Source organism: Vogesella urethralis (assembly GCF_007644045.2).
GTDB lineage: Bacteria > Pseudomonadota > Gammaproteobacteria > Burkholderiales > Chromobacteriaceae > Vogesella > Vogesella urethralis.
The window spans coordinates 1-10,675 of sequence record NZ_VMDW02000014.1; the positions used below are offsets into that span (position 1 = coordinate 1).

8 protein-coding genes are annotated in these 10,675 nt (G+C 50.1%); all 8 read left to right on the forward strand.

Features of this window, described 5'->3' with window-relative positions:
* Positions 1-735: 735 nt before the first annotated feature.
* The 8 genes from FLQ03_RS00650 to FLQ03_RS00685 all read left to right on the forward strand — a co-directional run bounded on the left by FLQ03_RS00650 (position 736) and on the right by FLQ03_RS00685 (position 10,468).
* Positions 736-1,383 carry a YagK/YfjJ domain-containing protein gene (locus tag FLQ03_RS00650; protein WP_170252272.1) on the forward strand — a complete coding sequence of 216 codons (648 nt, stop codon included), beginning with the start codon at positions 736-738 and terminating at the stop codon, positions 1,381-1,383.
* Positions 1,384-1,463: 80 nt separating this feature from the next.
* Positions 1,464-2,009 (forward strand): YagK/YfjJ domain-containing protein, encoded by a 546-nt coding sequence (locus FLQ03_RS00655; RefSeq protein WP_144374116.1) that lies wholly within the window; start codon positions 1,464-1,466, stop codon positions 2,007-2,009.
* A 775-nt stretch (positions 2,010-2,784) separates the two neighbouring features.
* The gene (locus tag FLQ03_RS00660; protein WP_144374117.1) at positions 2,785-4,416 is read left to right on the forward strand and encodes an AAA family ATPase; all 1,632 of its coding nucleotides are present in this window, start codon (positions 2,785-2,787) and stop codon (positions 4,414-4,416) included.
* Between the two features lie 69 nt (positions 4,417-4,485).
* A complete protein-coding gene (locus FLQ03_RS00665; RefSeq protein ID WP_144374118.1) occupies positions 4,486-5,475 on the forward strand; it encodes a helix-turn-helix transcriptional regulator in 990 nt (329 codons plus the stop codon).
* Between the two features lie 71 nt (positions 5,476-5,546).
* Positions 5,547-6,470 (forward strand): ATP-binding protein, encoded by a 924-nt coding sequence (locus tag FLQ03_RS00670; RefSeq protein ID WP_206210813.1) that lies wholly within the window; start codon positions 5,547-5,549, stop codon positions 6,468-6,470.
* Positions 6,471-6,492: 22 nt separating this feature from the next.
* Complete coding sequence (locus FLQ03_RS00675) at positions 6,493-7,797, forward strand: hypothetical protein (RefSeq protein ID WP_144374119.1); 1,305 nt, start codon at positions 6,493-6,495, stop codon at positions 7,795-7,797.
* Entirely contained in the window at positions 7,794-9,809 is a 2,016-nt protein-coding gene (locus FLQ03_RS00680; RefSeq protein ID WP_144374120.1) for a hypothetical protein, read from the forward strand. Before FLQ03_RS00675 ends, FLQ03_RS00680 begins: the two co-directional genes overlap by 4 nt.
* Before the next feature lie 11 nt (positions 9,810-9,820).
* A complete protein-coding gene (locus FLQ03_RS00685; RefSeq protein WP_144374121.1) occupies positions 9,821-10,468 on the forward strand; it encodes an OmpA/MotB family protein in 648 nt (215 codons plus the stop codon).
* Positions 10,469-10,675 lie beyond the last annotated feature (207 nt).

A 10,675-nucleotide genomic window follows, 5' to 3' on the forward strand; every position in this document is an offset into this window, starting at 1 on the left:
TCTTCATGTCCAACTCCTTGTCATGGTGGATTGGACGCTAAAGTTACGTGCTACTCAAGATGGGGTGAACGTCGACCCTTAACCAGAGTTGATGCTAAGCGATCTATGATCAGCACTGTGTCTGTCACACAGAGCAATTCATCATGTCATGCATCGGCAGAGTCAATTCTTGGATCAATAAACAGCCATACCAACGAGTATGGGCTGCTGGGCGTTTAGATCTTCCCCGATTGTTTCCCTTAAGCAGATCCAGCATACAGGCAGTATCGCTAAGATTAACTGCCTGATGCTATGCCTCGTCTCGTATACTTCGATGGTTTCTTTAGCGTTTTATCTGCGTTGACCGTTGATGAGCATCCTGTAGCAGATCAATCTGGTATCGGTCATTATCCTAATGATACCTCTTGGCTTGATCATGCTCTGCCATTCATTGGCTTTGGTGGCCATGAATGCCAGCTTTAGCATCCGGGTCATTTGTGAGATTAAGCAGGTGAAATAGAAAGTGAACGGTGGGGTAGAGGAAAGGGCAGTCCCAGGCTAGCAGGCTGCTATCTGAATAGATTGGCTTGAGCGGATAAGGGATAGGGTGTCATGGCTGTGCAATTGCTGCTATTGGGCTTCGTAGGGCTGCAATAAGCTCAGCACCAGATGGCTGCCTTGACAATCGTGTGGTCTGCTTCAGTAAAAATTTACAGTGTTCGTGATCGTGTGAGACCAACCATCAGAAGCACTCACATGAGACGTCATCCCGAGAACCGTAACTTACGTCTGCACTACGAAGACACCTTCCATAATCTGCCAGTGTTGGCCAGTAACGAAAGGCCGCTGGTAGCAAACTATCTGGAGACCATGGAGCAAGTCATGCAGCAGGCGATGGAAGATTATTCCCGAGTCTTTGCGTTCAGGGTAGATCTTCGCTTTCCCTACGACTGCGACCAAGACGTCAGCAACAACACAATCAGACGTTTCCTGGACTCATTCACGGCCAAGCTTGAAGCCAGTGAACAGCGCAGACGATCTAGCACGCGTGTGCAGGATAACCGTGTTCGCTACCTATGGGCTCGGGAGCAGGTGTCATCTGACTATCCCCATTACCATCTGGCGATCTTGCTCAATGGACATGCTTACCGACGAGTCGGCAGCTACATGGCAGAGCACGGCCTTGCCAGAGCAATCAATGAAGCTTGGGAGCGTGCTTTAGACCTGGATAAGTCAGCGGACAATGCAGGGCTGGTCTCGTACCCAAGGGATAGCGACTACATCCTGACCCGTGACGATGAGCGTACTCTTCGTCATTGCTTCTGTCGGTTGAGCTACCTCTGCAAGGTGGCCAGTAAACGCTACGGAGATCGTAGCCGTAACTTTGGCTACAGCACCAGGTAAGGGGAGGGGGTAACCCCTTCACCTCAGTAAAAAATACAGCGTTCATTAACCATGTGACTACAACCCACCAGGGCAATCACATGGCACACCTAGCATCGAACCAAACCCCTTCCCATCAGCAGATCGTTACCACAGATCAGTACCACTACCTGGCAGCGCAGCGCCAAGCGATTGCACAGACCAAAGCAAGCTACGGTACAGCGATGGTGGTATCGCTAGAGCTTTACTTGCCGCAGGGCAGCCTGACACCTAGCCTCAGCCGTAGTAACGACATGATTGAACGTTTTCTGGAATGCCTGCAGGGATCCATCGACCACGCCATGATCAGTCGGTCAAAGCTTGAGGGGCATCCGCTTCATTGCCGTGTGCGGCATGCATGCCAGTGCATCATGGATGACGATGAACAGCCCGCCTTCGAGATGACGCTTTGCCTGAATCCCGACGCATTCAATGGCCTGGGTCTGCTGGACATGACAGGCAGGGGCTTGATGTCGCTTATCAAGCAGGCCTGGGCAAAGACGCTGAATATCCCGTTGATTCAGGCTGCTTGGCTGGTTGGGTACCCAAGTGTTTACCGGTGTCACATCTATTTGAGCATTTTTTCCATGCAGCTGTACTTTCTCTGATGCGGCAAGGAGGAGCTACAAGCTGTTCTTACTGATCACGTAGTCTTCGCCGAATTTCAACTAATGCTAGAAGTGCTAGCGCAGGTATTTCCGGATCAATTTGGTCTGCATTGTTACAAAAGCTAACACCGTAAATTTTCAGTGTATACCTTAGATAAATCAAAGGTATACGAGATATTGGTTCTTTGGTGTACATGTCGACTACCGCTGTGCAATCTCTCAAGGATAGTGCTTTTGTAGTGAGTGCCCTTGGCATATTGACACCTTCATAACGCACGTGAAAGCCACTTGGCGACTGAATTCAGCACGGCCTCTAGGCGAGTACCTTGGGCCTGCTGAATTTGATCACCACCGCAACGTGGGCAAAGACGTACCCAGCCCGGTGAAAAGTTTGCATTTGGTTGCAACCTGAGTGTGCGTTGCCAGTGACACTGTGTGTAAAAGAACTTAATGGGGCCGAGTGGCATAGGCATGTTTTTTCTTTTCAAATCAATAATATGCAATATGGATTGACTGGTGCCGAACGTTAGTCATAGCCAGAGCTGTTGGTTGGGTTCCGCTTTTCTTCTGTAGAGGCTGGTCCCCGATCGCTAGCGTGCAGTACTACTTGTACTATTTGCGTCGGAGGGCCTTGGCGACTGACTGCTGGATTAGTATGGTCTTGATCAGCGACATATATTGTCGCGAATGGCATTTCCTATTGAATATTTGTGAGGCAAAGGTCTTGAAGTTTTGATATCTTCGGAGTGTAAAAATATCGAATGACATAGCCATCATGGCCAAGCTGCTTCCAGATGCGTCTAATGACGTAAAGAAAACAATGGGCTACAGACGCGAACTGGACGTATTGCTTCTACTGCAGAAGTCGTTACCAGATGGCTACCTCATCTTCCACAATGTGGAGTGGCATAGCTTGTACGCAGATCGTGACTGTCATGGTGAGATTGACTTGATCGTCATGAACCGGGCGGGTGATCTCTTGTTGATTGAGGTGAAGTCCGGGGCGTTAACCATCAGCAACGGTCAACTACTCAAGCAGTACAGCCAGCGTCAGCGTGACGTTGCCATCCAAGTAAAAGTGCAGTATGGGGCTATGCGCCAGTTGCTTGCGAAAGCAGGGTTTGATGTTAGCGTAAGCAACTGTTTGGTCGTACCTGACTTTCATGTGGCAGGTGCGCCTATCATCAGCATGCCGCGCGAGCGTATTTTTGATGCAGCCGACTTTCCTAATCTGCCTGCTCGTGTAGAAACGTTACTTCCACTGGGTACGCCAGGTCCTGTAGCAGCGCAGGTGGAGTCTTTTCTTGGCAACCACTTGGGTCTTGTTCCAGATGTAGCCACGCTCCAGGGCCAAATCCAGCAAACGGTCAAAAGTCTTGCAGATGGTTTGGCCACATGGGTTCCTCGTCTACAAGCGCCTTCTAAGCGCTATCGCATACAGGCCACTGCAGGTTCTGGTAAAACGCAGTTAGCAGTCGCGCTGCTGCAAGAGGCTAGTCATGCAGGTCAACGCGCCTTATATGTTTGCTTTAATCGGCCATTGGCTGAGCACATGGCGCGCATTGCACCAGGTCAATGTACGACCTTCCATGCCCTATGCATTAACCACTATCGCCAGAAGCAGCAAGTGCTCGATTTTCAAAGTCAAGCAACGTTCGATAAGGCGGCTTCAGACTATCTTCAACACATCAATAGTCAAACTGCCTGCATAGACTTATTGATTTTGGACGAGGCGCAAGATCTTCAGTCGGAGTGGATTGCAGGCTTGGCTTCGATGCTCGAGCCAGATGGTCGTTTGTATGTCTTGGACGATCCGGATCAGTGCCTGTATGGCCGCCCCACGATCGATATGCCTGATGCGGTTGCTATTCAATGCATGGATAACTTTCGTAGCCCACACCAGGTATGCCATGCAATCAATGCCTTTGCGCTTTCCCGGGCGCCTATCCGATCTAAAAGCCCATGGCGTGGAGACGTGCCTGCATTTCATGTCTATGACGGCTCTCGAGATGACTTGCTTCGTAAGACAGAAGAAGCAATTAAGGAGCAGATCGCTCTAGGCATTGACGTAGGTCAGTTGGCTCTATTGTCGACCAAAGGTATCAATCATTCACAAATCCTATCCTGCGCAGAACTGGCAGGGTATGTCACAAAGCGTTTCACCGGTGAGTTCAACCAGGACGGACAGCCGGAGTGGACTCAAGGCACGCTCTTGCTGGAGTCTGTGTATCGCTTCAAGGGGCAGTCTGCTGCGGCTGTCATTCTGACCGAAATCGATTTCGCCGAATTATCTCGCCTTGAGCGAGCCAAGCTTTTTGTAGGCATGACTCGGGGAGTGTTGTCCGTGTCGCTGGTTCTGAGCGAACGGGCAGCCACATTGTTAGCTGCCGAAATGCACAGCAACTAGGCTGCGACAAGGTATGTCGCACTAGTCATTTATGCTTTACCAATACCGACGCAAGTGAGAAACAGCAGCATGTCGCTATCACAAGAAAGGGCAGAGCGTCTCGCCTTGATTGAACGCTTACTGCCTACGGAGTTGGGTGCAAACCCACGTGCGCTTACGGCCAAAGAAATTCAGGAGAGGCTGGAAAGCACAGACAACGATACAGTCCGTGATAAACGTTCAATCCAGCGTGACTTGAAATATCTCCAGCAGGAAGGTCGTGTCTGCAAAGTAAAAAATCAAATAGGCCTGCCAGCCTACTTACGCATCGAACAAAGTGACGAAATCAACGATAGCATCTGGGAGTACTTCGTCTGTCATTTGAAGAAAGACCTTGAGGGCATCGTTTCTAGTACTGAACTTGCAAAGCTATTGAATCGCTTTAATTTTGGAGAGCAAGGTATCCAGCTTGATGAAAGCAAAATGTGTATTTTGCCTGATTCGCTGCGTCTACAGCCTGCCAAAATTAACTATAAAGTCTTCAGTACCATATTGCGCGCCCTGAAGGAAAGCTGTGCGGTAGAAGTAAACTACATTGACCGTCAGGAAAAGAGCAGTAACCCTATCTTGCACCCACAAGGCATCATGCAGCGAGGTCCACGCATTTACCTATTCGCATTGAAAAACGAGGAGGCAGAAGAGCGGCTTTATGCCATGGATCGTATTCGAGCGGCGGTATTGCTATCTGCGCCGGCACGGCAAAAAGCGGACTTCGACTTTAACCGTCACATCTCCGAGGGTAGGGCTGACTTTGCAAATGGCGAGTTGATTACTTTAAAAGCAACTGTTAGAGGCTATGTGGAAAGTTTACTTTATGACTGCCCGTTGCACGAGAGTCAGGTTTTAGAACCTGCTGCAGGTAATGAAATGGAATCTATGTTAACTGTTAAGCTACCCTCAAGTGGACAGTTGTTAAGATGGATACTTGCCGGTGGGGTTAATATAACTGTTCATGAGCCATTAGATCTTAGAGATCTGATTGTTAAACAACTTACAAATTCTGCTAGGCAGTATCGCTGAATTTGTGCGCTAATTTCTTGCTTGTCTTGTTTTTGGCAAGAGAATTGAATTAAATTTCATGAGAGGTGTGTGTGTCTGTAAAAAATGATGCATTAGCAGATAATAAGCATAGCCTGTTTGAGCTGCGAACGCCAAGAATTAAATTGGACGGTGATGTTGTGCTTCCTAATAGCACTCGTCAAATGTTTGATGAGGCAATTGGGGCTATGCGCTTTCATAAAACAATTTATACAGACTGGGGCTTTGGAGAGGTAGATCCTGCTGGTCGTAACATGATTCTCAATTTGTATGGTCCACCAGGGACAGGAAAGACCCTTGCAGCAGAAGCATTGGCGGGTACGCTGGGATGTCAGTTTTATCACGTGGGGATCGCAGAGCTGGAAAGCAAATTTGTAGGTGATACTGCGAAGAATATATCTGCCGCATTCAAGGCTGCTTCCAGTAATGGTGCACTGCTTTTCTTCGATGAGGCGGATACGTTATTAGGTGCACGGTTGTCCTCCGTTACTCAAGGTATCGATAACGAAATTAATGCCATGCGCTCTACCTTGCTGATAGAGCTGGAGCGATTTGAGGGAGTTGTCGTTTTTGCTACCAATTTTGCGAAGAACTACGACAACGCTTTTGTTAGCCGCATTCGCTATCATATTGAGTTCAAACTACCGGATCTGGATGGGCGTAAGCAATTATTCTGTAAATTGCTTGTGGCCGGTGTACCATTGGCAGAGGCTCGTGATCAAATTATCGAGCGGTGTGCTGCTGCGGCCGAAGGTTTGTCTGGCCGAGAGATTCGTACAGTTCTGCGTACCGCATTTCCAAGAGCACTAGTGGAGTGTTCTTCATTAGGCGAATTACCGGTAGTGAGTTGGCCGCATATCGAATCCGCTATTGCCGACGTGCGTTTTGCAAATGCAAATGTCGGCAAAAAAACGACCTCTGCTGTGGCTGATAGTGCACGCATAGAGTCAGCCAGAAAAATGCTGGGCGTAAATTAACTAACAAGAAATTGAGGTTTGTATGGGATTTTTCAGTAGCGCGGCAAGTTGGGTGTCCAGCAAGGTTAGCTCGGTTGCCAGTGCGGTAAAAAATGTTGCTTCCAAGGCATACGATGAGGTCAAGGAAGTGGCAGGCGAAGCGATGGGCTGGATGGCTGAAAAGGCGGAAAAATTTGTTGATGACGTCAAGAAAACATGGGCGGTTGTAAAGCCTTACGTTGAAGCATTGCGAGTGGGTATTCGAATGGCGGCAAAGGCGGTCCCCATCCCCTGGCTTAAATCGGCACTGATTGCACTGGATGTGGGGTTGGGTGCTCTGACCGCATTTGAAAACTCTCCAGTAGCCAAAAAAGTGGAGCAGGCCATTCGTTGGGCGGCAGAGCTGGCCAGAAAGTGGCAGCAGCGTGGCAAGGAAACGGAGCAAGAGCAGGAAGGAATACTGGGTGAGGCTGCCCTGCAAGAGGCACGCCGTCATCAGGAGACTTTCCGTTTTGCCGAGCGCGAATCGCTATCGCCAGAGGCGCGCCACAATATCGAATTGGCAGCGGCAATCAATGATTACGAAATTGCCAAAGCCGATCTGGCACGTGTGCTTGCCGGTGAGCCTGCCGATTTCGAGCATTACCTGCGCCTACGTGCCACACAGAAGCTGCTGGTGATGGCCGACAAACAGTTCCGTGCTGCGTCGTCGCTGGATGATCTGAGTGTGGACGATCTCTTTCTGGTGCGTATTGCATCGGACCTGATTAAACCAAATCCGGAGCTGAATGAAGTGGCAGCAGAGCGACTTGATCGCCTGCTGGCCGAACGTTATGGCAAGGCATTGCAGCCATTCGTGTTCGAGGAAATGGTAGCGGCATGGGTGAAGCGTGCCGATGTCCTAGCCAGCCAATGGCAGATAGATAACAAAAACTATGCCAAGGAGGTGATGTTGCTGAAGCGTTTGGAAGTGGCCAAACGTATCCAGGAAGAATTAGCACCTGATGAGGCTCAGGCGTTGAATGATCTGGCGGTTTCTGTGCCTGTAGCAAAACAGAAGCTGGATGAGTTGGCAACAAAAGAACACGATATCCGTCGTTATGTAGGTGCGGCGGAAGGTTTTCTGCAGTTGATGGAAAAATCCCGTGAGCAGATATTGTCGGAAGATCGTGAGTATCTGATCGAAGAAGGTGGGGATGTTGGCAAGATTCTTATCCGCTGTGCCGAGCAGGACGTACCTTTTATTGCACTAACTGGTGATGAACAGGCACTGGTAAGGGCTTATGCCAATGTTTTTTCTGAGGAGTCTGCAAGACGGATGAAAGACATTCTGGAGGTGGCTGTATGACGCTGGGTGACGTATTTGCTTTTCTACTGCCGCAGTGGGGTGATCTGCTGCAGCTGATTTTCGTGTTGATTATGTCTGCCATGGTGTTGCTAACCATGGTGAGTGCTTATGCTATTGCCAAGCCCGCATCGTGGGAAGCCAAGTGGAACCGTGGAACGCCAGATGACCAGTCCGATGATCTGGATATCGAGCATGGCAGTGTCACCGACTTGTGGCACGCGGTCGCTACCTGGCCTGAGAAACTGGCGGAAATCATGCCCGGCATGCTGCTGGTGGTGGGGCTACTGGGTACCTTTTTGGGGCTTGGTTTGGCGCTAAACCATGCTTCGCAGATTCTGGGTAATCCGGCAGCACTCAGTGCCGGTGGTGCAGCGAGCAGCATGCACGAGCTGCTGGGAATGCTGCAGGGTTTGGGTACCAAGTTCAAAACGTCCACCTGGGGCATTATTGGGTTTGTTTTTTTGAAAATCTGGAGCGAATGTACCCGTTTTGAAGAAAAGCGCCTGACCTGGGTAATCGGCAAGGTCAAAACAGAACTGGAGTCACGCAAGAAACATGCCGAACAGATGGCATTTGCCAAGCAGGCTGCGCTGTTTACGCGTATCGAAGATGCAGCGGGCAAGATCGTCGGCGGTGTTGCCGAGCAACTGGCAAAAATGATGGACCAGAATCGTCAGCTGGTGACTGCTAGCGCTAAATTGGCGCAGAAACAATCCGACGAAGTATGCCAGCTGCTGGCAGCCAGCCGTGAGCATGCAGGGCAAAACCACCTGCAATTGCTAGAGGTGTTGGCTGCCGATGCCAGTGCCAGGCAGGATATGGCCGAGCGCCAATTGCAGGCAAATACCGATGCTACGGCTCAGCTACGGGACAGTCAGCAGCAGGGTGTGACGCTTCTGCGTGAACAACTGGAGACGCTGGGTAGTCAACTTCAGCAAACCCTATTCACTGAGGCCGAGCAAGACAAGCAGCAGCATGCCGAACTGCTGGCCGGTATGGATACGTTGCATCATGATCTGCAGGACGTTCAGCAAAGCGCACAGGCTACGCAGCAAGCCATGTCAAGCTTTACCGGTAGCACTGAGGTTCTAGTGAAAAAGATGGCAGGCGCAGCCGAGGGTATGGCTGTTGGTGCCAGTGAAGTGGGGAGTGCGGCCAACAGTCTTGTAGTAGCTGTTGATGATTTTAAAGATCAGTTCTCTGAGGTGCTACGGGGTGTCCGTGAAGGCTTGGGCTCTGCCATTGCCAATATGAGTAGTCAGGCATCACAGACACTGGAGACGGGTAGTAAGCAACTGGCAGAAGCGACCAAAGAAATCTCGGAAGCCCTGGCTGTGCTATCGGGCGATGTAAAAGCTACCATGACCAATGTTCAGACTGCGATTGAGCGGGCGCAAGAGCTTCAGCGAAATGGCGCGGTGGTTTTCACTTCAAGCATTGAAGGGCTAGACGAACGCATGAAGACAATCACTGACACGATTGCGATGTTGACTACTCCAATTGCTGACGGACTCAAGACTATAGGTAATGTAAGTGGTCACCTTCGTATTCTTAGCAAGGGAATCGAAGACGTTGTAACTCGTTTTTCTGAGATGCTTGAGGCTCAGAAGCAAGCTAGTCCACAAATTATTGAACTAACTCAGACTTTGCAAAAGTTACCCGCTAGTAATGCAGCCATCTCCGACGCGCTTTATCCTCTCGCGGATATGCGCAAACTGTTGGCTAATATTCAGCAGTCACTGGATGGACTGCAGTCCATCGAGATATTGCAGCCGCAATTGCAAAAGATTGTGGAACAGTTATCTAGCATTAGTCATGCTCCCGAGCGCCAGCAACTATTGCGTCAGCTGGTAGAGCAGTTGTCCGAGCTACATGAATTGAAATCGGTGCCCGATACCCTTGCGCAGCTTGCTAGTTCGCTGGAGCCATTGCGGTCTTTTCTGGCCGATAAAGGCGCAGTGACAGATTCGGATACAGTCAGTGCCGAACAGCCTGATGTGGCGACTGCCTGAGGTGGCGGGACATGAAAGACAAACCAAGTGAATGGATTGCCATTTCAGATCTGATGGCCGGCGTGATGGCAGTAGTAATGCTGCTGTTAGTAATGGCGGTACTTCAGCAAAGCGTTAGCCAGATGCAGTATGAGGCTGAGCTAGCTAAAGCAAAGGGGGGGCAGGGCGAATCTGTTGCCAAAGTCATGGCTACCCTGCAAAGCATGCTGCAGCAAAATGGTACTAGCGAGCTGATGTCCCTTGACATGCAAAGCAAGCGACTCACACTTAGGGATGGTGTATTTGAGCGTGGTAGTGCATGCATGACGGCCGATGCCAAAGCGGCAGCTGTTACCGTGCAGACGCAATTGGCGCAGTTTCTAAAAGGGAATCCCCAAGCTCGGATTCTGGTAGAAGGCTATTCTGATAATGTGCCTGTTCGTCAGCCGGTCGTGGATTACCAGAAGTTTTGCACTGTGTACGATGACAACTTTACTTTGTCTGCTGCTCGGGCAAGAGAAGCCAGGAAAGCACTGGTTGGGGCTTTGGATGAAATGACGGCACGCAGAGTGGTGGTGGCTGGTTATGGCGAGTCACGTCCGTTGCCTGGTGTTGCGCCAGAGGATCCTAAAAATCGGCGAGTTGAGGTGCAGTTCGTGATGGATCAAGCTAGAAATTAGAGTGTGGCCATATACGATCCTAAATTTTTTCACCCACATATCACCTCCATGTCAACAGGGTGATGATGCCCTGGATTCGCCCCTCAAACCCCAGCCTAGCCTGGGGTTTTTCTATGGAGTCTGTGATATGTCTCTGAATCGCCCTCACTTTCCTAGATACCTCGTGAGCCTCACACTAGGCCCTACAAGGAGGTGTCATGAGCAAGC

Bases quoted from the DNA above. Each gene is read 5' to 3' on its own strand.
- FLQ03_RS00650 (WP_170252272.1), top strand. From the start codon at position 736: ATGAGACGTCATCCCGAGAACCGTAACTTACGTCTGCACTACGAAGAC.
- FLQ03_RS00655 (WP_144374116.1), top strand. From the start codon at position 1,464: ATGGCACACCTAGCATCGAACCAAACCCCTTCCCATCAGCAGATCGTT.
- FLQ03_RS00660 (WP_144374117.1), top strand. From the start codon at position 2,785: ATGGCCAAGCTGCTTCCAGATGCGTCTAATGACGTAAAGAAAACAATG.
- FLQ03_RS00665 (WP_144374118.1), top strand. From the start codon at position 4,486: ATGTCGCTATCACAAGAAAGGGCAGAGCGTCTCGCCTTGATTGAACGC.
- FLQ03_RS00675 (WP_144374119.1), top strand. From the start codon at position 6,493: ATGGGATTTTTCAGTAGCGCGGCAAGTTGGGTGTCCAGCAAGGTTAGC.
- FLQ03_RS00680 (WP_144374120.1), top strand. From the start codon at position 7,794: ATGACGCTGGGTGACGTATTTGCTTTTCTACTGCCGCAGTGGGGTGAT.
- FLQ03_RS00685 (WP_144374121.1), top strand. From the start codon at position 9,821: ATGAAAGACAAACCAAGTGAATGGATTGCCATTTCAGATCTGATGGCC.